This is a genomic window from Streptomyces boncukensis (genome assembly GCF_011045075.1).
GTDB classification, from domain to species: Bacteria; Actinomycetota; Actinomycetes; order Streptomycetales; family Streptomycetaceae; genus Streptomyces; species Streptomyces boncukensis.
Genome location: NZ_JAAKZZ010001012.1, coordinates 1 through 1,029, shown reverse-complemented (window position 1 = coordinate 1,029; position 1,029 = coordinate 1). Strand labels below are relative to the sequence as shown.

The window sequence follows — 1,029 nt, the reverse complement described above, 5'->3', positions numbered from 1 at the left end:
CTAGATGATTGATGTGCTTTCGCTCTGTCTGGAACGGCGAAGAGTGCCCAGGATTGGTGCTGAGAACACTGGCTCGACCCGTGGGGCGTGCTGTGAACACCGATCTGGACACTCTCCTGACCGCACTGTACGTCGAGCTGGATGACGGCATCATCCCCTCTTGCAGGACGAGTTCGGGTCCGGGGCACCCGCTGGAGGTGACCGATGCGGAGCTGGTGTGCCTGGCGGTCGCGCAGGTGCTGTTGCGGTTCAACGATGAGCGGCACTGGATCCGCTCGGCCCCGGTTGTGGTCGGGCATCTCTTCCCGAGGCTGCTGTCGCAAAGCGAGTACAACCGGCGGCTGCGCGGGGCCGGTGACCTGCTGGAGGCTTCCCTGCGCTGGCTCGCGGTCCGGACCCCGTCGAGCTTCGACGGGGTCCGGCTGTGGGACGGCACTCCCGTTCCGTGCGGCTCCTCGCGTCAGACCGCGCAACGCTCGGACCTGTTCGGATGGGCCGGCTATGGCATGGACAAGTCCCATCACCGCTTCTACTGGGGTGTCGAGCTGATGCTGGCGTGCGCCCCGGACGGGCTGATCACGGGGTTCGTCATGGTCAACCCGAAGCTCGTCAAGGAGCGCGACGCGATGCGGATGATGTTCGCGCTGGAGAAGAACCGGCCCCGTCCGGGCACCACCGGCGTCTGCGACAAGGGCTTCGCCGGGGCCGGCTTCGAGGCGGACATGGCCGATCTGGGGATCACTGTCATCCGCCCCGCCCGCAAGGACGAGCCGGATCCGGGGATCTTCCCGTACTGGCTCCGCCAGCGCATCGAGTCGGTGAACTGGACCCTCAAGGGCCAGCTCGGCCTGGAAGTCCACGGCGGCCGGGTCCTCTCCGGTCTGTGGGCCAGGGTGCTCCAGCGGCTCCTGGCCCTCAACACGGCGATCTGGCACAACTGGGCCTGCGGAGCCGACAGGAAACGCTCGCTGATCCACTACGACCACACGGCCCCGCTGGCCAGCACGTAAAAGCACATCAACCATCTAG

Annotated in this window: 1 protein-coding gene; it reads left to right on the top strand. The window is 66.6% G+C overall.

The features are described from left to right. Positions 1-92: 92 nt before the first annotated feature. Positions 93-1,010, top strand: a complete 918-nt coding sequence (locus tag G5C65_RS37640) for a transposase (protein ID WP_165303546.1) — start codon at positions 93-95, stop codon at positions 1,008-1,010. The last annotated feature ends 19 nt before the right edge of the window (positions 1,011-1,029 follow it).